The sequence below is a fragment of the Kribbella sp. NBC_00709 genome (genome assembly GCF_036226565.1).
In the GTDB taxonomy this organism is placed as follows: domain Bacteria; phylum Actinomycetota; class Actinomycetes; order Propionibacteriales; family Kribbellaceae; genus Kribbella.
On sequence record NZ_CP108996.1, the window covers coordinates 8,285,773 to 8,304,223 of the forward strand.

Consider the following 18,451-nt stretch of genomic DNA (forward strand, 5'->3'; position numbering starts at 1 on the left):
CGGGGAGCTACTGGGTGACGCGGTAGACGTCGAAGACGCCTTCGACCGAGCGGACTGCCTTCAGGACGTGGCCGAGGTGGGTCGGGTCGCCCATTTCGAAGGTGAAGCGGGACTTGGCGATCCGGTCGCGGGTGGTGGTCAGGGCCGCGGACAGGATGTTCACGTGGTAGTCCGACAGCACGCGGGTGATGTCGGACAGCAACCGGGCCCGGTCCAGCGCCTCGACCTGGATGGCGACCAGGAAGACGGACTGGGCGGTCGGCGCCCACTCGACCTCGACGATGCGCTCGGGCTGAGTCTTCAGGTTCTCCACGTTGGCGCAGTCGGCGCGGTGCACTGAGACGCCTGCCCCACGCGTGATCCACCCGATGATCTCGTCGCCCGGAACCGGCGTGCAGCAGCGCGCCAGCTTCGACAGCACGTCCGTCGCGCCCTTGACGATGACACCGGCGTCGCCGCGAGCCGTGCGCTTGCGGCGGTCCCGGCTCGCGGGCAGCCGCACGCCCTCGGACAGGTCCTCAGCGGCACCCTCTTCACCGCCGTACGTCTCGATCAGACGCCGTACGACGGCCTGGGCGCTCACGTGCTGCTCGCCGACCGCGGCGTACAGACCCGTGACGTCCGGATAGCGCAAGGAGTTCGCGACCGCGGTCAGGGTCTCGTGCGACAGCAGGCGCTGCAGCGGCAGGCCCTCCTTGCGGAGCTGCTTCGCGATCGCGTCCTTGCCGTGCTCGATCGCCTCGTCGCGGCGCTCCTTGGAGAACCAGTGCTTGATCTTGTTCCGCGCGCGGGGGCTCTTGACGAACGTCAGCCAGTCGCGCGACGGACCCGCGCCCTGCGCCTTCGAGGTGAAGACCTCGACGACGTCACCGTTCTCGAGGGTGCTCTCCAGCGGCACGAGGCGGCCGTTGACGCGGGCGCCGATACAGCGGTGCCCGACCTCGGTGTGGATCGCGTACGCGAAGTCGACCGGCGACGACCTGGTCGGCAGCGACATCACGTCACCACGCGGGGTGAAGACGTAGACCTCGGAGTTGTTGATCTCGAACCGCAGCGAGTCGAGGAACTCCGACGGGTCGGAGGTCTCCCGCTGCCAGTCGACGAGCTGCCGCACCCAGGGCATGTCGTTCGGACCGCCGACGTCGGTGGTCGGTGTGGCCGGCGCGACCGAGCCCGGGTCTTCCTTGTACTTCCAGTGCGCGGCGATGCCGTACTCCGCGCGGCGGTGCATCGCGAACGACCGGATCTGCAGCTCGACCGGCTTGCCCTGCGGGCCGATCACCGTGGTGTGCAGCGACTGGTACATGTTGAACTTCGGCATCGCGATGTAGTCCTTGAACCGGCCGGGGACCGGGTTCCACCGCGCGTGCAGTATGCCCAGCGCGGCGTAACAGTCGCGGACCGACTCGACCAGGACCCGGATGCCGACCAGGTCGTAGATGTCGCCGAACTCGCGGCCGCGGACGATCATCTTCTGGTAGATCGAGTAGTAGTGCTTCGGCCGGCCGGTGACGGTGGCCTTCACCTTCGCGGCGCGCAGGTCCTCGTGGACCTGGTCGATGACCGAGGCCAGATATTCGTCGCGGGACGGTGCGCGCTCGGCGACCAGCCGGACGATCTCGTCGTACACCTTCGGGTGCAGGGTCGAGAACGCCAGGTCCTCGAGCTCCCACTTGATCGTGTTCATACCGAGCCGGTGGGCCAGCGGGGCGTAGATCTCCAGCGTCTCGCGGGCGATCCGCTCCTGCTTCTCCTGCCGCAGGAAGCCGAGCGTGCGCATGTTGTGCAGCCGGTCGGCGAGCTTGATCACCAGGACCCGGATGTCCTTCGACATCGCGACGACCATCTTGCGGATCGTCTCGGCCTGCGCGGACTCGCCGTACTTGACCTTGTCCAGCTTGGTGACGCCGTCGACGAGCATGGCGATCTCTTCGCCGAAGTCGCGGGTCAGCTCCTCGACCGTGTACGGCGTGTCCTCGACGGTGTCGTGCAGTACGGCGGCGCACAGCGTCGGCGCCGTCATACCGAGCTCGGCGAGGATCGTGGCCACGGCCAGCGGATGCGTGATGTACGCGTCGCCGCTCTTCCGCAGCTGGCCGGTGTGGTACTTCTCCGCGGTCCGGTAGGCGCGCTCGATCAGCCCGAGATCGGCCTTCGGGTGGGTCGCGCGGACGACCCGGAACAGCGGCTCGAGCATCGGCGCCCGGTTCGGATGCCGGGTGCCGCCGAGGCGGGCGAGCCGGGCCCGGACCCGGGCCGGCGCGATCCGCGGCGGCTGGGCTGGCGGCTGTGCCGGTGGTTGGGCAGGCGGTTGGGACGCAGGCGTCGGCGAGACCGGGCGCACCGGCGACGGCGCGCGCGGCGGCTCTTGCGGTACGGCGTTCGGCACCGCAGATGTCATCGCCGGGTCTTCGCCCACGTTTGTGTCCCTCCGCCGACAGAGCACCAGTCTAGAGGGCCGCGTCCAACCAGGCAGAACCCCCTGTGGACAACACGCCGGGTCAGCTCCCGACTGCGGAGAGTTTGCCCGAAATCAGACCGGCAACAGCCCGCGTCCGACCCCGTTCGGTGCCAGACAGTGATCGGGGTCAGACAGTGAGCAGGGAGGTGACGGTTTCGCTCTCGAGGCGTTTGCGGCCCGGGAGGAACGACAGCTCCAGCAGTACGGCGGTGCCGGTGACCTCGGCCTCGCAGCGGCGGATGAGCCGGAGGCACGCCTCGACCGTGCCACCGGTGGCGAGCACGTCGTCGATGACCAGGACCCGGTCACCGGGCCTGAACGCGTCCTGGTGCACCTCGATGGTCGCCTCGCCGTACTCCAGCGCGTACGACTCCTCGTACGTCGCCGCCGGCAGCTTGCCCTTCTTCCGCACCGGCACGAACCCGGCGCCGAGGGCGAGCGCGACCGGCGCGGCCAGGATGAACCCGCGCGCCTCGATCCCGACCACCTTGTCGACCACCGGGTTCCCGTCGTCGTCCTTCCCGGCCGCCGCCAGCGCCTCCACCACCTGACCGAAGCCGGTGTGGTCGGCCAGCAGCGGGGTGATGTCCTTGAACACCACCCCCGCCTGCGGGTAGTCCGGGATGTCGCGAATGCCGTCGGCGAGAACCTGCTCGAGCGACCGCATCACTTACCGCGCTTCGACCGCGGCTTGCGCGTCGGCTGCGGACGCCCGGCCGACGTCGCCCGCATCGGGCGGGACGACGGCGTCGGCGCGGAGCCGGTCGCGCGGTCCGACGTCCGCGCCGTGTCCTGTACGGCGGAACGCGGCGCGGCACCCGCGGTCGCAACCGCCACCGGAGCGGCCGCCGCGGCAGCGGTCTGAGCCTTCTTCGCCGACACCCGCTTGCTCAGCGCCTTCATCCCGGGCTCGCGCTCCTTGAAGACCGCGAGCAGCGACGGGGCGATGAAGATCGACGAGTACGCACCGACCGCGATGCCGACGAACAGCGCCAGCGACAGGTCCTTCAGCGGACCGGTGCCGAGCACGACCGTACCGACGACCAGGATCGCGCCGACCGGGAGCAGTGCTGTGACCGTGGTGTTGATCGACCGGACCACGGTCTGGTTGACCGCGAGGTTGGTCGCGTCGGAGTACGTGAACCGGTTCGACCCGGTGATGCCCCGGGTGTTCTCCCGGACCTTGTCGAACACCACGACGGTGTCGTACAGCGAGTACCCGAGGATCGTCAGTACGCCGATCACCGTCGCCGGGGTGACGTCGAAGCCGATCAGCGCATAGACGCCGACCGTGATCGTGACATCGTGGATCAGCGCGATGATCGCCGCCATCGAGGCCTTGGGTTCTCGGAAGTACAGCCAGATCACCGCGAACACGAGGACCAGGAACACGATCAGCGCGAGGATCGCCTTGTCGGCGATCTGCTGCCCCCAGGACGCGCCGATCTGCTGCGAGGTCACCTGCTCGGCGGGGATGCCGGCTTCCTTGGCGATCGCCGCCCGCACGTTGCCGACGTCGGCCTGGGCCAGCGGCTTGGTCTGGACCCGGACCTTGTTGTCGTTGATCGTGGTGACGACCGGGTCGCCGAGTCCCTTGGCGTTGGTCGCCTTCACCGCGGCGGTGAAGTCCTCCACCGTGCTGGACGTGACTTTCACCGCGGCGTCGTACTCGACGCCGCCCTTGAACTCGATGCCGAGCGCCAGGCCGCGGGCGAACAGGCCGCCGAGCGAGATGACCACCAGGGCGATCGAGAGGCCGAACCAGAACTTGCGATGGCCGATGAAGTCGTAGGAGACCTCACCGCGGTGCAGCTTGGCACCGATCTGTCCGAGCTTCGACATCAGACCTCCCCTCCCAGCGGCTTGCGCGTCGACGGCGTCTTCCGCGGCCGGGCTGTCGGTTTCATCTGCCCTGGTAGCCGTTCGACGCCCAGATGCTCCGGATCCAGGCCGGACAGCTTGTGCCCGTGACCGAAGAAGTCGGTCCGGGCCAGCAGCGTGACCAGCGGCTTGGTGAACACGAAGACCACGAAGAGGTCGATCAGCGTGGTCAGGCCGAGCGTGAACGCGAAGCCCTTGACGCTGCCGATCGCCAGCACGTACAGCACCACGGCGGCGAGCAGCGAGATCGAGTCGGCCGCGATGATCGTGTGCTTGGCACGGGCCCAGCCGGTCTCCACCGAGGAACGCAGGCTCCGGCCCTCACGCACTTCGTCGCGTAGTCGTTCGAAGTAGATGATGAACGAGTCCGCGGTGATACCGACGGCCACGATCAGACCGGCGATGCCGGCCAGCGACAGCGTGAAGCCGATCGCCTTGCCCAGCAGGATCACCAGCGTTCCCGTGAGGATGCCGGCGACCACGAGCGACATCACCACGACGATGCCCAGACCGCGGTAGTACAGGAAGCAGAAGATCACGACGAGGGCCAGGCCGATGATGCCTGCCCAGATGCCGGCCGAGAGCTGGTCACCACCGAGCTGCGGCGACACGGTCTCGACCGACGAGATGTCGAACTTCACCGGCAGCGAGCCGTACTTCAGCACGTTCGCCAGGTCGCGGGCCTCGGCCTCGGTGAACGTACCGGTGATCTGCGCCTGGCCGCCCGGGATCGGGCTGTCGACGCTCGGGGTCGAGATGGTCTTGCCGTCGAGCACGATCGCGAACAGGTTCTGGCCGTCGCCACGCTGGGAGATGTTCTGGGTGGCCTTGAGGAACTTGTCCCCGCCGGCACCGGTGAACTTCAGGTTGACCTGCCACTGCAGACCGTTCTGCGGGATGCCCGCACTGGCGTCCGAGAGATCCGTACCCGCGAGGATCGCCGGGCCGAGCAGGAACTTGTTCTGCCCGGTCTGGTCGCAGGAGAAGAGCGCCTTCGCCGGGTCGTCGATCTGCTTGTCGCCGCACTTGAACGTCGCGAACGCCGCCTGCGTGGCCGCGTCCGGCGTGTAGTTCAGCGGGTCGCCGCCGGTGGCCGGCGTCGACGGCGTCGCGGCCGGGGTGCTCGGCTTCGGCGGGGTCGGCGTCGGCGTCGCGTCGGCGAGCGCGCTGGTCCAGGCCCGGCCCTTCGGCGTACTGCTCGTGGTCGGCTTGATCGTGGTGCTCGCCTTCGGCGTCGTGCTCGCCTTCGGCGTCGTCGTCGGCTTCGGCGTGGTGCCCGGAGTCGGTGTCGTCGTCGGCGTGGGCGCCGGCGCGGCCGCCTGCGAACCCAGCACGATCCGGAAGTACAGCAGGGCCGTCTGGCCGACCTGCGACACCAGCGATTCCTTCGTGGCGCCCGGGACGGCCACGTTGATGTGGTTCGACCCGGAGGTGGTGATGTCGGCCTCGGCCACACCGGCGCCGTTGACGCGCTGGCCGATGATGTTCTTCGCCTCGTTCATCTGGTCGGCGGTCACCTTGCCCTTGCCGTCGAACGTGCTGGCGGTCAGCGTGATGGTGGTGCCACCGCGCAGGTCCAGTCCGAGCTTGGGCTTCCAGGTCTTGGTCAGCGCCATGATGCCGAACAGCAGGACCACGATCACCAGCAGGGCGATCAGGCTCCGCCCGGGGCGGGATGTCGACGAACTCGTTGCCACGTCAGATTCAACCTTCGTACTTCTGGGCGCGCCGCACCGTCAGGTGGACGCCGAACGCCGCGCCGCAGGCTGGTGGGACGGAATTCAGTTCTCGGTGTGCGTCGGCGGCAGCGTCGGCGTGTCCTGGACCTTGCCATCGGCCTTGTCGCGGCCGGTGTCCGGAACGTCGACCCTGGTCGAGTCGTCGGCCGCGTCCTCATCGGTGGACTCGTCGGCGGTGCCTTCGGCGGCGGCGTCCTCTTCCGGGACCACCCGGCCGATCGCGCCCTTGACCACCTGCACCAGCACGCCCTCGGAGATCTCCAGCGTCACGTACTCGTCGTCGGTCTCCTCGACGATGCCGACCAGGCCGCTGGTGGTGATCACCTTGCTGCCCGGGGCGAGCGCGGCGACCGTGTCAGCCTGGCGCTGGCGCTGCTTCTTCTGGCTGCGGCTCATGAACCAGATCATTCCTACGATCAGGATCAGCGGCAGCAGCAGCGTGATGCCGCCACCCCCGGAGGAGGCCATTGGTACGGCGAGGAGTTGCATCGGGTCTCAGAATCCTTTGTCGATCGGAAATACGGGCGTCCGGCACGCTCTGCTCGAAGCGCGCAGGTCGCAGCGGAATGACCTGCAGGTCAGGCCACCGGGGAGTCTAACCCTGAGCGGCAACAAGTGCCTCATGACACCGGGTCACGTTTGAGTTACTCACTACAGAAGTAACTACGCTCCGGCGCCCGCGGACGTTCCCCGACGCCCGCTGTTCAGTTGGGGTCGATCTCCTTAGTCCTCATCGGTGTCGAAGAGCGTGTCGGCGAACGTCGCGCCCTTCGGGACCTTCAGCCCGATGTGCCGCCAGGCCGCGGGCGTGGCGACGCGACCACGCGGCGTACGGGCCAGATAGCCCGACCGGACCAGGAACGGTTCGGCCACTTCCTCCACGGTCTCACGTTCTTCGCCGACCGCAACCGCCAGCGTCGAAAGACCTACCGGCCCACCGCCGAAACGGCGGCACAAGGCGTCCAGAACGGACCGGTCCAGCCGGTCCAGGCCCATCTTGTCCACCTCGTACAGCTCGAGTGCCGCTTTGGCGAGCGCGAGCGTGACGATGCCGTCCGCCCGTACCTCTGCGTAGTCGCGGACCCGGCGGAGCAGCCGGTTCGCGATCCGCGGTGTACCGCGGGAACGGGAGGCGATCTCCGCCGCGCCCTCCGGGGTGATGTCGACCTCGAGCAGCGTGGCCGAGCGGTTCACGATCTTCTCCAGCTCGGCGGAGTCGTAGAACTCCAGGTGACCGGTGAACCCGAACCGGTCCCGCAGCGGCCCGGGCAGCAGACCGGCCCGGGTGGTCGCCCCGACCAGCGTGAACGGCGGGATCTCGAGCGGGATCGCGGTCGCGCCCGGACCCTTGCCGACGATCACGTCGACCCGGAAGTCCTCCATCGCCATGTAGAGGAGCTCTTCGGCCGGGCGGGACATCCGGTGGATCTCGTCGAGGAACAGGACCTCGCCCTCGCTCAGCCCGGACAGGATCGCCGCCAGGTCGCCGGCGTGCTGGATCGCCGGGCCGCTGGTCACGCGCAACGGCGCCGACAGCTCGCTCGCGATGATCATCGCCAGCGTGGTCTTCCCCAGCCCGGGCGGACCGGACAGCAGCACGTGGTCCGGCGCCCGATTGCGCCCGCGGGCCGCGTGCAGCACCAATTCGAGCTGCTCGCTGACCCGGCGCTGACCACCGAACTCGGCCAGTGTGCGCGGGCGCAGCGCGGACTCGATCTTGCGCTCCTCGAGATCCACGGCATCAGCGGACACCAGCGGCCGAACGTTGTCTTCCATCTCTTACGCCTTGGAGAGCACGCGCAGTGCGGCGCGCAGCAGGTCGGGGACGGCCGGGCTCGGGCTGTCGGCGGCGAGTGGTGACACTGCGGTGACCGCATCCTCGGCGTCGCGGGCCGAGTAGCCAAGGCCGACCAGACCGGCCGCCACCTGCTCCCGCCACGCCTCCTGCGTCTGCAACGGCCGCCCGGTCACCGTCCTCGACGGCGCACCGATCTTGTCCTTGAGCTCGAGCACGATCCGCTGCGCGCCCTTCTTCCCGATGCCCGGCACCTTCACCAGTACGACGAGATCCTCGGTCGCGACCGCCTGCCGCAACTGGTCCGGGCTGAGCACCGCGAGCGCCGCCTGGGCCAGCTTCGGGCCGACACCGGACGCGGTCAGGAGCAGCTCGAACAGGTTCTTCGCGTCGTCGTCGGCGAACCCGTACAGCGTCAGCGAGTCCTCGCGGACCACCATCGACGTGGAGATCCGGGCTTCTTGGCCCGGCCGCAGCCCGGCCAGCGTGCCCGGGTCGCAGTACACCTGCAGGCCCACTCCCCCGACCTCGACCACGGCGCTGTCCACCCCGATGGCCGCCACCGGTCCACGTACAAAGGCGATCATCGCCAACCTCCGATCTCCGTGCTCACCGCTTGCCCTGCTGCGCCGCGACCGCGGCCTTCAATCGCGCCAACTGGAGCCGCGACTGTGCCTGCGCGAGGGCCTCCAGATTCGACCGGGTGCCGGCTGCTTCCTGAAGCTTGCTCGCCACGCCGCCGCGCCAGACCTGACAGATCGCCAGCGCCAGCGCGTCCGCAGCGTCGGCGGGCGTCGGACGCTCGCTCAGCTTGAGGATCCGGGTGACCATCGTGGTCACCTGCTCCTTGTCCGCGCGGCCCGATCCGGTGACCGCGGCCTTCACCTCACTCGGCGTGTGCAGCGCGACAGGCAGCCCGCGACGAGCCGCGACGACCATCGCGATCCCCGAGGCCTGCGCAGTCCCCATCACGGTCCGGACGTTGTGCTGGGCGAACACCCGCTCGACGGCGACCGCGTCCGGCTGGTACTTGGCGATCCACTCGTCCAGCTCGGCCTCGATCTGGACCAGGCGCTTGGACACGTCCAGGTCGGCCGGCGTCCGGATCACACCGACGGCGACCAGCGCAGGCGGCTTCCCCGGCGTACCCTCGACGACGCCGAGGCCGCACCGGGTCAGTCCCGGGTCGACGCCGAGCACCCGCATGGAACACCTCCGAACGTTTGTTCGACAACCCTAGTCGGAGGCGTTGTTCGGCCGGAAATCGACGCGCCGACTCAGAAGTAGTCGAGCATGTACGGCGTCGGTCCGCCGAAGACCGCATTCAGTACGGAGTCCGCGTCGGCCGCTCCCCCGGTGACCAGTCCGGCGGCGCGAAGGGCGGCGAGCGGCGTACCGGCGTACAGCGCGGCCAATCCACGCGGGCCGACGCGAAGGGCCTCGCTTGTTGGGTCGGCGGGCGTGAGCCGGCCGGAACCGCCGGCGACGGACAGGTGCCAGTCGCCCGTGTTCGCGGGCAGCTCCGGGTCGTCGATCCGCAGGTCAGCCTCGAGTACGACGCCGTCCGGGAAGCCCCGCGTCGCGATGGCGGCCGGTGCGTCAACGAGCCGGAGCATCCAGCGGTTGATCCGCGTGTCACCGTCCGCTTCGTGCTCGGCGAGCAGGTGGATCGGGTCGAACGGCGGGCAGTACGCCTGGACCGTCTTCGCGATCGACGCGCCCGAGCCGACGGTCGCCCACAAGGCGCGCGCGGTCTGCTCGGATCCGGAGATCAGCTCGTCGACGGCCAGGTCGCCGTCCGACCAGTTGTAGACGACGAAGCCGTCGTCGGCGACGTACGCGAAGTTGTCCTCGTCCTCGAGCCAGGACTCGACCTCGGTGCGCGGCCAGATCAGCGGACCACTCGAACGCCGAGCCTGGTGCTCCTTCCCCGCGAGCTCGAGGAGCAGGTCGGCATCACCACGGCCCGCCTTCCGCACCGCCGTACCTTTGCCGTCACTCAGCGTCCTGAGGTCAGCGGCCTGGAACGCGAACTTGTACCGATGGCCGGCGAACTCGTAGCCCAGATGCCGATAGAGCACAGTCGTCGCCGGATAGAGAGCCGTCAGCGGGTACCCCTTGTCGACGCAGCGCTGCAGCACGGCCCGCATCATCAGGCTGCCGACACCACGACCGCGGTACTCCGGCGCGACGACTACCCCGGCGACCCCGCCCATCGGAACCCGCCGCCCACCCCACCACTGCTCGAACGGCCAGATCCGCGCCGCCGCGACGAGCTCGTCCCCGTCGACGACACCGAGGAACCGCCCGTCCATGAAGGTGAGCGCATTCTTCTTCCACTCGTCCCGGTCCCCGCCGGGCCCGAACGACCGGATCCGCACCTGCCACACCGAGTCCAACTGGTCCTCGGCAACATCCACCACCCGCAGCTCAGTCACCCGCCGACCCTACGACGGACGACCCACCTGATGCGGACCTATTTCTTCTCTGTTACCCAGAGGTGGATCGTGCCCTCGACCACCACCGTGCCGTCGTCGCGAGTCGCCTTCACCCGGACGGGCACATCAGGCCCCACGATCCAGCTGTCGGGGTCGGTCTCGGCCGAGCAGGTCAGATCGGTCGTCGACTTGGCGAGGTACGAGACCTCCATCCCCTTCGGCAACCACCGCTTCCCGGCCGGCACCGTCGCCTCTGCCAGGGCCCCCATCGCCGCCTCCAACCCGTTGCACACGGCAATCGCATGCACGGTCCCGATGTGATTCAGCACCGCCCGCCGCTTCGGCAACGTCAACGCCGCAAAGTTAGGACTCACCTGCACGAACCGGGGCCGCACCGACCGAAAGTAGGGCGCCTTCCAGGTAAACCCCCAAGAAAACACCCGCCCTCCACCCGGCACCCCACGCAACCGCTCCCACAACCCCAACACCTGACTCATCCCCACATGTTACCCATGAGTCACATCTCCGGTGAAGAGACTAAATCGCTGGCACTCGCCGCCGGCATCCTGCCAGGGTGCCGAGATGGCCGAGGTTGTCGTACCTCTCACCGTTCGCGACCTGACCGAAGCGGACCTACCCGCCTGCGGCTGGTACGGGACGCCGACGGATCTCGCATACGTAGCCGAAGCGATCCAACGCGCCCGCCGCGGCGAGGTCGACTACCTGACGGTCTGTCCGCCGTCCGGTCTGCCAGTTGCGGTTGGTGGGGTCGACTACACCAAACCGCCCGGCGGAGCGACTCTCTGGCAACTGTCGGTCCGGACGGAGCTGCGCTCATGTGGGATCGGCACAGTCCTGATCGAGGCGTTGGAGCAGCGAGCTCGAGGACGCGGACTCAGCTGGGTCGAGTTGGGCGTGGACGACAACAGTTCGCGGCCGCGCGCGTTGTACGAGCGACTGGGGTATGTGGTGAGCGGCAGCGAGACCGGCTCGTGGGACCAGGAGGCTGCGGACGGATCCACGACCCGCTACGAAACGCGGATCACTCTGATGCGGAAGCAACTGATCTGACAGCTTGATCGCACAGAAGCGGTCGACGCGGCGTACCGGCGGGTCTGGACGGGTCTGATGCATCGGGTGAACGATGGGTCGCGGTGAGTGCCAGTGGGGAGGCCGCGGTGACGCATCTGCTCCCGTCGGACACCCGTTCTGCCTGTACGCAACTCCCCTCCTGGGTCGAGCTTGACCTCGACGATGACGACGATCTGCCGAACCTGGCCTTCCAGCACGCGCAGGTTCGCCCAACCCGCTTCCCGGATCCGCAGTACCCCGCCCAGCTGCACATCGACTATCGCTTCCCCGACGGCGCACCCGCCGCGATCGAACGAGCCGAACGACTGGGCGCCATCCACATGCCACCCAACACCTCCACCTCCCAGTGCTACGCAGACCCATCCGGCCACCCCTTCTGCCTGTAACTGCCGAGCTCACCCACCGCGCAGATCCCTTATGGGTGGAGGAATTGGGCTAGGGCTGCTCGGACTTCTGGGCGGTGGGTGCCGGTGTCTAGTTCGAGGAGGGCTGATTCGACGACGGCGCTGTTCCACATGGCTGCGGTTGGTTCGGGGTGGGACCAGCCCATGGCCGTGAAGTCGGGGCTGGTGCGTTGGATGACCAGCTTGTTGCGGGACGCGATCGCTTCGATGATCGTGGGGTCGACGCGGGCCTCCAGCAGGAGGGCCCGGACGCCGCGGTGGCGCAGGCACTCGTCGAGGTAGGCGTTCGCGGTCGCGAGCAGCCTGTCCCGGCCCGGCTCCATTCCCGCGATCGTCTGCTCGATCTCCGCGAACACGCGGTCGTGGAACTCGGTGTGCAGCGCCAGCAGGAACTCCGACCGATCGCCGAAGTGATGAAAAAAGGTGCCCTTGGCAACGCCCGCCTCAGCGACGATGAGGTTGACGCTCATGTCGGCCAGTCCGGTCCGCTCCGCCAGCGACAGGCCCGCGGCGATGAGCTTCGTGCGCGTGGCCGCCGCACGCTGCTGCCGTACGCCGGTGCTCATTGCTTGCTCCCGGCAACAGCCACCGATTCGAGGAAGGGCAGCACCAGGCCCAGGAACCCGTCCGGATCGGAGGCGAAGGCCACGTGCCCGGTCGGCAGCAGCTGCAGGTCCGCTCCGGGTATGGCTGCCTGCGTCCGACGTGCGGCGGACTTGGGAAGCACGATGTCCCGCGCACCCCACGCCAGCAGCACAGGTACGCCGAGCCGAGACCCGTCGGCCCGCAGGTCGTACGCCGGATCGGCGAAGCTCCGCCACAGCGCGGCGGCCACTGCGGCGCCCGTCGTACTGCGCGCACGGTCCTGAACGCGGCGGCTGATGGCGCGGACCCGGTCGCTGTCCGGTTTCATGTAGCGGGGAACGAGCCGGGGGAACACGACACGGCTGACGGCCGGGATGCCCAGGAGGCGGGGCGCTAGCCGGGGGACCTTCACAAATCCGCCGGAATTGACCAGGACGAGCCCGGCGACCCGGTCCGGATGATCCAGCGCGAGCCTGGCCGCGGCGTACCCGCCAACGGAATTGCCAATCAGAACAGCCGGAGCCAGATCGAGCTCGGCGGCGAAATCGGCGAGCACGTCGGCCAGCAGCGGCGCGGTCACCGGCCCCGATCCGGCCGGCGTCCCGGAATGTCCGTGCCCCGGCCAGTCCACAGCCAGCACGCGGTACCCGGCGGCCGCCAGCGGTCCGGTCACGGCGTCGAAGTCGGTGTGGTCGTGCAGGGTGGCATGCAGCAACACGACCGGCCGACCACTCCCCTGCTCGGCATAGAACACCGGCCCCACCCTGGTCTGGACGAAAGGCATCGCAGATCCCTCCATTCGTTGACCGACCGGTCGGTCAATCAGATGCCAAGGCTAATCCCCGCGCCTGAGCGAAGGCAACTCCCCCTCAGATTCTTAATCTGCCTTGAGGAATGCCTGGCGTTCAGCTGTCACGCCGTTGGCAGGAGCCTGGTGGGGCGACACTCAGCGGTGGCGGTCGAGGAACGTAGTGAGTTCCGCGAGGTACTGCGCGCGGTTGTCGCGGTGCACCGAATGGCCGGCACCAGCGATGTGTGCCGCCCGGAACTCACCAGCCGCCGCTCGGGCGCAGCGATCCGCGTACTCAGTGGAGATCAGCGCGCCGCGTTCGGCATCCCCATGGATCAGCAGTACCGGGCACGTTATTTCGGCCAGCAGCTCGGTCAGCGGGCCTGCTTCTTGGAACGGCAGCTCGAACAGATGCGGGTTGACTTGTGCCTTCGACACGGCCCAGGGCTCGAGCTCGTCATCGGGCCAGTCCGGGTCGTTGGCTCGGCCCTGCGCGATGCGTGACGGCAGGTCGAGCGCTCGGAGGTCCGCGAGCCAACTCGGCTCGGACCGCGATCGGTCCGGTGGCTCGGCAGGCGGCTGTCCGGTCGGGGGGTCTTCCAGCACAACCGCGCGGACCAGGTCCGGCCGCGACACGGCCAGGTAGGCCGCCGACATCGCGCCCATCGAGTGGCCGACCACGACCACCCCGCCGTCATGGGGCTGGCTCGACAGCACGAGAGCAGCATCGTCGCGGTGCGCGCCGTACCGGACAGGCTCCTCCGGCAGCCCGGACTCGCCGTGCCCGCGCGCATCGATCGCGAGCGCCCGAATCCCAGGCATCGCGCCGATCAGTGGCTGCCAGCACTGCGCAGAGTCGGAGAAGCCGTGCAGGAAAGCGACCTCGGCCGCCTCCTCATCGGTCCGGTACCACGCCAGATGGGCCGTCCTACCTCGCACACCGAACATGGTTGCGGACAATAGCGCATCCGGCGCGGCTCGCGACCCTGAGTTTCTAGCTGAGTTCGGAGCGGGCCAGGCGGAGGAAGGCTTTCAGGCCGGCTATGACTTCCTGGTTGTCGGTGAGGCGGGTCAGGGAGTGTTCGAACTGGCGGGCGTGGGCGTCCACCTTGGCGTGCAAGGTTCTGTCCCGGGCTGCGGCGTTGGCTTCGGCGGTGGCGAGACCTTGCTCCAGGCGAGTGAGGCGCAGGTCCTGATCGTCTGATTCGTCGTGCAAGGTCTCGAGGTCGGCCTTGAGGGTGTCCAGGCGGCGGAGAGTTTCGATCACGTCGTCGCGCGGGTGCCTGACGTCCTGCAGCATGGTGGCCATCCGGTCGCGCAGGTAGCTGAAGTAGGCGCCGGCCGGGCGGAAGAACGTGCTGACGAGGTACAGGCCGGCCAGGTAGTAGCCGATCGCGCCGTCGGACAAATAGGTGATCAGGGCAACGAGTGCCGCGGACACCAGGTGGGAGCCGACCGCGAACCAGCGCATGCGGGAAGCAATGCGCCGCGCCTCCGGCTCCCGCTCGGCCGGTACGTCGATGCCGCGCTCACGGCTCGTCCGGATCTCATGAATCAGCGCATGTGCCTGGAAGTAGAGGTTCCACGGCACGGTCAGCAGCAGAATCAACCAGAGCAGGCACAACACGCCGAGGAACAACGACAGGATCTCCTGGAGCGGTACGTCGGCAATCGCGACCAGCACGATCGCGACAATCGTGACGACCACAGCCCCGCAGAACACCCAGATCTTCGTCATACCCAGCAGGCTGCCCGACCCCGCCACCCCCGGAATCGGTACAACTACTCAGCCCTCGCCGTGTGAATCGAGCGGCCGGGTGTTTCAGAAGTCGTTGACCGGCCCGGCGGGCGAGCCTATGGTCGGACGAGTCGGGAGGGGCGGCGGGGGTAGATGAAACTCGGGCATGTGGGGCGGCTCAGCGGGGATCGTCGGGACCTTGCTGAGAAGTTGGCGGCGTCGGATCTTCGTGGCGACATGGAGTTGGCGGAGTCGCTTCGGCCGACGTTGATTCATGCGCTTAGATCGCTCAGGGACCTTTACGACGACGAAGATGTGTGGCGTACGGCGGAGCAGGCTGTCGCCGCTGTCGATGTCCCACCGAGCCGGCTGATCGAATCGGTCGCGAACTATCCGGACTCGCTCCCGGCGCTGCTGGTCTTCTTCGGGTACCGGCCGCCGGAGTCGGCGACCCAGCTCGTGAGCAATGCAGTCGTGTCGCTCCAGCAGGTCCCGGAAGACGAGGATCCGACTGTTGCCGTCAGCAAAACACGCGACGCACTCGGTGAGCTCCTGGAGAGGGCCCTCGACCTCGAAGCGGCTTCGCCATGGCTGCTGCCGGACATTGCCTCTGAGACGATCCCAGCACTGGACATGGGCGTGACGCTCGCGACCGGCGCCGCCACCAGCGGCGTGATGGCAATCGTCGGAGCCGCGGTTGTCCCGGCAACACTGATCGGTGGCGGACTTGCTCTCGCGCCGGTGCTCATCCTGGGTGGGTGCTACTACTGGCGACGCAAGCGGAACCTTCGCAAGCAGAACGAGCAGCTACTCGAGCTCCATGAGCGGCTCCCCCTGGATTTGGTGCCCGCAGCACGTGCCGCCGTGATCCAGCATCTCGATACCGTCCTGAACCTGCAGAAGCACACCAATGACAAGAATCCGCAAGCAATCTTGGACTTGAGGAACAACCTCGAGGCGCTCACCGACATCGCCCGCCGCTTCGGATCCAGCGACTCGCGTCTGCGCACAGCGGCAAACCAGCACCAGCTGAAGACCGGGGATGCCTCGGCGACCAAATTTCTCGGACAATTGCCCCAGCTATTGGTCACGGCAGCCAAAGCGAAGGCCGGCCTTGACACCGGTCTGCAGATCGACCCAACAACCCTGGCCCAACTCGAGAAAGAGCGCTACGTGATCGCGAATCTCAACTGACGTGCAACTGCTCGACCCTGTCGAGGATGTAGGACAAGCCGCGTACAGGAAGACGGCGACGAACGACAGGCCCATCGAGACCTCCTACCTGATCATCTGGGCGGTCGATCGGAGGCCGCCGAGCAGCGAGTATGTCGAACCGGACGACCAGCCGCCCCAGCACGATGCCGTAGATGCCGACCGAGGCCATCGCGAGCACGAAGATCACGGCAACCGGCACGTCGCTCAACTGCAGCAGCGTGGTCATGTTGTTCCACGGCAGCTTCACGCGTAACGATGGTCCGCGTGCCGCCGCCCTCGCACGCGGACGTCGGCGGTGAGGGCGTGGGTTATCCGCTGCTCTTGCGCCTTATCCCCTGGTAGACGACCGAATAACCCGCAACTCGACGGGACAACCCCGAGCTGGCGTGCCCTCGGGGTGAAAGTCGGCTGCGCTGCGCGTCTGATGCTCGACGGATTGGTCGGGCTCCACGGCCGGCGCGCGTTGTGATCAGTCGGCAGGCAGGCGTCACTCCGCGCGATGCGGTTGCGCGCGACAACGGTCTGTGCGCCGCGGGAGGCGGCCGATAGGTAGCTGCCGCGGAGTGCTGTGGGTTTTGACGATTCAATTCGGGATAGACTGCGGGCGACCGAGCGGCTGGTGGACGGGGGATGATGGGGACGCCCAGCATCAAGGAGGTTGCGCGGCGGGCTGGGGTTTCGGTGGGGACCGTCAGCAACTTCTTGAACCGGCCGGCGATCGTGGCTCCGGATACTCGGCTGCGCGTGCAGGAGAGCATCAACGCGCTCGGCTTCGTGCGGAACGAGGCCGCTCGCCATCTGCGCGCCGGGAAGAGCCGGACCGTCGGGCTTGTCGTGCTCGACGTGGCCAATCCGTTCTTCACCGATCTGGCCGAGGGCGCCGAGGCGCTGGCGTACGAGCACGACACCGTGGTGATGCTTTGCAACAGCAAGACCGATCCGGTGCGCGAGGGGCACCACCTCGATCAGCTCGAGCAGCAGCGGGTGCTCGGGATCCTGATCACGCCGTTCGACAGCGGTGATCCGCGGCTGACGGCGCTCGTCGAGCGCGGTACGCCGGTGGTCCTCGTCGACCGTACGGCGGACCGCGGACTGTGCTCGGTGTCGGTCGACGACCACCTCGGCGGACGGCTCGCCGGGAAGCATCTGATCGAGGCCGGTCATCGCCGGATCGCCTTTATCGGTGGACCGTTCACGATGCAGCAGGTGTCGGATCGCAAGGCCGGCATCACCGCGGTCGTCGCGGAGTCGAGCGATGTCGACCTGCGGTACTACGAGGTCGACGTGATGGGTGTGGTCGAGGGACGCGCGATCGGCGAACGCCTCGCCGCGCTGCCGGTCCGCTCCCGCCCGACCGCGGCCTTCCTCGCCAACGACCTGCTCGCCCTGGGATTCCTGCAGGCGATGGCGGTCGCCGGCCTGCGGGTCCCCCGCGACATGGCGATCGTCGGGTACGACGACATCGATTTCGCCCGTGCCGCCGCCGTACCGCTGTCGTCGGTGCGGCAGCCGGCCGAACTGCTCGGGCGATCCGCGATGGAACTGCTCCAGGAGGAGGTCGAGGCGTCCGACCGGCATCGTCACCGCCAGGTCATCTTCCAGCCCGACCTGATCGTTCGCGAGTCCAGCGACTTCAAGCGCCGGCGGTCATGACCGTTCTGTACGAGAACCCGCTCGCGAAACCGGTCGATCTGGACGGCTTCCGGCTCGAGGGTGATGGCGCGACATCCTTCCCACTCGGCCGTCTGCGTCTGGAGAGTGCGCACCCGGACGCGAACGTCGTCCTGTGGTGCCCGGATGACTTTCCGCCGGATATCACCGTGGAGTGGGACTTCTGGCCGATCCGCGAGCCCGGCCTGTGCATCCTGTTCTTCCACGCGAAGGGTCGCCACGGCGAGGACCTGTTCGACCTGCTGCCGCGCACCGGTCCGTACGAGCAGTATCACCACGGCGACCTGGACACCTACCACGTGTCGTACTTCCGACGCCGGTGGCCGGCCGAGCGCGCCTTCCACACCTGCAACCTGCGCAAGAGCTACGGCTTCCACCTCGTCGCGCAGGGCGCGGACCCGATCCCGGGCGTGCCGGACGCCGAGGGTCCGTACCGGCTGAAGCTCTCCGTGCACGAAGGCGTGATCACGTTCGCGATCAACGACCTGGTCAGCTTCACCTGGTGCGACGAGCGCCCGCTCCGCGGCGGCAAGATCGGCTTCCGGCAGATGGCCCCGCTGATCGGCGACTACGCGAACCTGCGCGTCTCGCAGTCCTGACGACACCCTTCGGGCAGCCCGTCGATGGTGCCGTGACCACTCC

19 protein-coding genes and 1 pseudogene are annotated in these 18,451 nt (G+C 68.1%); 5 read left to right on the forward strand and 15 right to left on the reverse strand.

Annotated features, from left to right (window positions below):
* Positions 1–7 precede the first annotated feature (7 nt).
* The 10 genes from OHA18_RS40300 to OHA18_RS40345 all read right to left on the reverse strand — a co-directional run bounded on the left by OHA18_RS40300 (position 8) and on the right by OHA18_RS40345 (position 10,811).
* The gene (locus OHA18_RS40300) at positions 8–2,401 is read right to left on the reverse strand and encodes a RelA/SpoT family protein (protein ID WP_442914358.1); all 2,394 of its coding nucleotides are present in this window, start codon (positions 2,399–2,401) and stop codon (positions 8–10) included.
* Between the two features lie 187 nt (positions 2,402–2,588).
* Entirely contained in the window at positions 2,589–3,128 is a 540-nt protein-coding gene (locus OHA18_RS40305) for an adenine phosphoribosyltransferase (protein WP_329000672.1), read from the reverse strand.
* Positions 3,128–4,303: a protein translocase subunit SecF gene (gene secF / locus OHA18_RS40310; RefSeq protein ID WP_329000673.1), complete on the reverse strand. Its 1,176-nt coding sequence runs from the start codon at positions 4,301–4,303 to the stop codon at positions 3,128–3,130. Before secF ends, OHA18_RS40305 begins: the two co-directional genes overlap by 1 nt.
* Entirely contained in the window at positions 4,303–5,958 is a 1,656-nt protein-coding gene (secD, locus tag OHA18_RS40315) for a protein translocase subunit SecD (RefSeq protein ID WP_329006210.1), read from the reverse strand. The genes secF and secD overlap by 1 nt, the downstream gene beginning before the upstream one ends.
* Positions 5,959–6,123: 165 nt before the next feature.
* Positions 6,124–6,570, reverse strand: a complete 447-nt coding sequence (yajC, locus tag OHA18_RS40320; protein WP_329000674.1) for a preprotein translocase subunit YajC — start codon at positions 6,568–6,570, stop codon at positions 6,124–6,126.
* A gap of 234 nt (positions 6,571–6,804) precedes the next feature.
* On the reverse strand, positions 6,805–7,857 hold the full coding sequence (gene ruvB / locus OHA18_RS40325) for a Holliday junction branch migration DNA helicase RuvB (RefSeq protein WP_329000675.1): 1,053 nt from the start codon (positions 7,855–7,857) through the stop codon (positions 6,805–6,807).
* A 3-nt stretch (positions 7,858–7,860) separates the two neighbouring features.
* Positions 7,861–8,463 (reverse strand): Holliday junction branch migration protein RuvA, encoded by a 603-nt coding sequence (ruvA, locus tag OHA18_RS40330; protein WP_329000676.1) that lies wholly within the window; start codon positions 8,461–8,463, stop codon positions 7,861–7,863.
* 22 nt (positions 8,464–8,485) lie between these two features.
* Positions 8,486–9,082 (reverse strand): crossover junction endodeoxyribonuclease RuvC, encoded by a 597-nt coding sequence (gene ruvC / locus OHA18_RS40335; RefSeq protein ID WP_329000677.1) that lies wholly within the window; start codon positions 9,080–9,082, stop codon positions 8,486–8,488.
* Positions 9,083–9,153: 71 nt separating this feature from the next.
* Positions 9,154–10,314, reverse strand: a complete 1,161-nt coding sequence (locus OHA18_RS40340) for a GNAT family N-acetyltransferase (protein ID WP_329000678.1) — start codon at positions 10,312–10,314, stop codon at positions 9,154–9,156.
* Positions 10,315–10,352: 38 nt separating this feature from the next.
* Positions 10,353–10,811 (reverse strand): hotdog fold domain-containing protein, encoded by a 459-nt coding sequence (locus OHA18_RS40345; protein ID WP_329000679.1) that lies wholly within the window; start codon positions 10,809–10,811, stop codon positions 10,353–10,355.
* An 85-nt stretch (positions 10,812–10,896) separates the two neighbouring features.
* Between OHA18_RS40345 and OHA18_RS40350 the strand changes: the two genes are divergently transcribed.
* Both OHA18_RS40350 and OHA18_RS40355 read left to right on the forward strand, forming a co-directional pair.
* Positions 10,897–11,385 carry a GNAT family N-acetyltransferase gene (locus OHA18_RS40350; RefSeq protein ID WP_329000680.1) on the forward strand — a complete coding sequence of 163 codons (489 nt, stop codon included), beginning with the start codon at positions 10,897–10,899 and terminating at the stop codon, positions 11,383–11,385.
* Between the two features lie 83 nt (positions 11,386–11,468).
* A complete protein-coding gene (locus tag OHA18_RS40355) occupies positions 11,469–11,792 on the forward strand; it encodes a VOC family protein (protein ID WP_329000681.1) in 324 nt (107 codons plus the stop codon).
* Positions 11,793–11,821: 29 nt separating this feature from the next.
* Here OHA18_RS40355 and OHA18_RS40360 read toward each other — a convergent pair whose 3' ends face one another.
* The 4 genes from OHA18_RS40360 to OHA18_RS40375 form a co-directional block, all read right to left on the reverse strand.
* Positions 11,822–12,376, reverse strand: a complete 555-nt coding sequence (locus OHA18_RS40360) for a TetR/AcrR family transcriptional regulator (RefSeq protein WP_329000682.1) — start codon at positions 12,374–12,376, stop codon at positions 11,822–11,824.
* Positions 12,373–13,179 (reverse strand): alpha/beta fold hydrolase, encoded by an 807-nt coding sequence (locus OHA18_RS40365; RefSeq protein WP_329000683.1) that lies wholly within the window; start codon positions 13,177–13,179, stop codon positions 12,373–12,375. The genes OHA18_RS40360 and OHA18_RS40365 overlap by 4 nt, the downstream gene beginning before the upstream one ends.
* 162 nt (positions 13,180–13,341) lie before the next feature.
* Positions 13,342–14,124, reverse strand: a complete 783-nt coding sequence (locus OHA18_RS40370) for an alpha/beta fold hydrolase (protein ID WP_329000684.1) — start codon at positions 14,122–14,124, stop codon at positions 13,342–13,344.
* 55 nt (positions 14,125–14,179) lie between these two features.
* Positions 14,180–14,923 (reverse strand): hypothetical protein, encoded by a 744-nt coding sequence (locus OHA18_RS40375; RefSeq protein ID WP_329000685.1) that lies wholly within the window; start codon positions 14,921–14,923, stop codon positions 14,180–14,182.
* A 237-nt stretch (positions 14,924–15,160) separates the two neighbouring features.
* Here OHA18_RS40375 and OHA18_RS40380 point away from each other — a divergent pair, with 237 nt between their 5' ends.
* Positions 15,161–16,117, forward strand: coding sequence for a hypothetical protein (locus tag OHA18_RS40380; protein WP_329000686.1), 957 nt, complete (start codon positions 15,161–15,163; stop codon positions 16,115–16,117).
* Positions 16,118–16,138: 21 nt separating this feature from the next.
* Here the strand turns inward: OHA18_RS40380 and OHA18_RS40385 are convergent.
* A pseudogene (locus OHA18_RS40385) lies at positions 16,139–16,361 on the reverse strand (NADH-quinone oxidoreductase subunit H); the annotation flags it as partial.
* 407 nt (positions 16,362–16,768) lie between these two features.
* Between OHA18_RS40385 and OHA18_RS40390 the strand changes: the two are divergent.
* Both OHA18_RS40390 and OHA18_RS40395 read left to right on the forward strand, forming a co-directional pair.
* Positions 16,769–17,791 (forward strand): LacI family DNA-binding transcriptional regulator, encoded by a 1,023-nt coding sequence (locus OHA18_RS40390; RefSeq protein ID WP_329000687.1) that lies wholly within the window; start codon positions 16,769–16,771, stop codon positions 17,789–17,791.
* A complete protein-coding gene (locus tag OHA18_RS40395) occupies positions 17,788–18,408 on the forward strand; it encodes a DUF1961 family protein (protein WP_329000688.1) in 621 nt (206 codons plus the stop codon). Before OHA18_RS40390 ends, OHA18_RS40395 begins: the two co-directional genes overlap by 4 nt.
* Positions 18,409–18,451: the final 43 nt, after the last annotated feature.

Bases quoted from the DNA above. Each gene is read 5' to 3' on its own strand.
- OHA18_RS40350 (WP_329000680.1), top strand. From the start codon at position 10,897: ATGGCCGAGGTTGTCGTACCTCTCACCGTTCGCGACCTGACCGAAGCG.
- OHA18_RS40345 (WP_329000679.1), bottom strand. From the start codon at position 10,811: ATGAGTCAGGTGTTGGGGTTGTGGGAGCGGTTGCGTGGGGTGCCGGGT.
- ruvB (WP_329000675.1), bottom strand. From the start codon at position 7,857: ATGGAAGACAACGTTCGGCCGCTGGTGTCCGCTGATGCCGTGGATCTC.
- OHA18_RS40360 (WP_329000682.1), bottom strand. From the start codon at position 12,376: ATGAGCACCGGCGTACGGCAGCAGCGTGCGGCGGCCACGCGCACGAAG.
- ruvC (WP_329000677.1), bottom strand. From the start codon at position 9,082: ATGCGGGTGCTCGGCGTCGACCCGGGACTGACCCGGTGCGGCCTCGGC.
- OHA18_RS40365 (WP_329000683.1), bottom strand. From the start codon at position 13,179: ATGCCTTTCGTCCAGACCAGGGTGGGGCCGGTGTTCTATGCCGAGCAG.
- OHA18_RS40305 (WP_329000672.1), bottom strand. From the start codon at position 3,128: ATGCGGTCGCTCGAGCAGGTTCTCGCCGACGGCATTCGCGACATCCCG.
- secF (WP_329000673.1), bottom strand. From the start codon at position 4,303: ATGTCGAAGCTCGGACAGATCGGTGCCAAGCTGCACCGCGGTGAGGTC.
- secD (WP_329006210.1), bottom strand. From the start codon at position 5,958: ATGGCGCTGACCAAGACCTGGAAGCCCAAGCTCGGACTGGACCTGCGC.
- OHA18_RS40380 (WP_329000686.1), top strand. From the start codon at position 15,161: ATGGAGTTGGCGGAGTCGCTTCGGCCGACGTTGATTCATGCGCTTAGA.
- yajC (WP_329000674.1), bottom strand. From the start codon at position 6,570: ATGCAACTCCTCGCCGTACCAATGGCCTCCTCCGGGGGTGGCGGCATC.
- OHA18_RS40300 (WP_442914358.1), bottom strand. From the start codon at position 2,401: ATGACATCTGCGGTGCCGAACGCCGTACCGCAAGAGCCGCCGCGCGCG.
- OHA18_RS40390 (WP_329000687.1), top strand. From the start codon at position 16,769: ATGATGGGGACGCCCAGCATCAAGGAGGTTGCGCGGCGGGCTGGGGTT.
- OHA18_RS40395 (WP_329000688.1), top strand. From the start codon at position 17,788: ATGACCGTTCTGTACGAGAACCCGCTCGCGAAACCGGTCGATCTGGAC.
- ruvA (WP_329000676.1), bottom strand. From the start codon at position 8,463: ATGATCGCCTTTGTACGTGGACCGGTGGCGGCCATCGGGGTGGACAGC.
- OHA18_RS40375 (WP_329000685.1), bottom strand. From the start codon at position 14,923: ATGACGAAGATCTGGGTGTTCTGCGGGGCTGTGGTCGTCACGATTGTC.